Annotated in this window: 1 pseudogene; it reads left to right on the top strand. The window is 60.5% G+C overall.

The features are described 5' to 3' along the window. Window positions 1-271: pseudogene (glyA, locus tag J2D75_RS14365) on the top strand (serine hydroxymethyltransferase); the annotation flags it as partial.

Below are 271 nucleotides of genomic sequence, written 5' to 3' on the forward strand. Positions count from 1 at the left end.
GCGCCAGCAGGACGGCATTCTGGACTACGAGGAAATGGAAAGCCTCGCACGCACGCATCGCCCGTCCATTATCGTGGCGGGTGGTTCGGCTTATCCGCGTATTATCGACTTTGCGCGCTTCCGCCGGATTGCGGATGAAGTGGGCGCGAAGCTGATGGTGGATATGGCGCATTTTGCCGGTCTGGTTGCGGCTGGGCTGTATCCGAACCCGATCGAGCATGCGCATATCGTTACCTCCACCACACACAAGACGCTGCGTGGCCCGCGTGGT

This window comes from Acetobacter suratthaniensis, from assembly GCF_017377745.1.
Taxonomy (GTDB): Bacteria; Pseudomonadota; Alphaproteobacteria; order Acetobacterales; family Acetobacteraceae; genus Acetobacter; species Acetobacter suratthaniensis.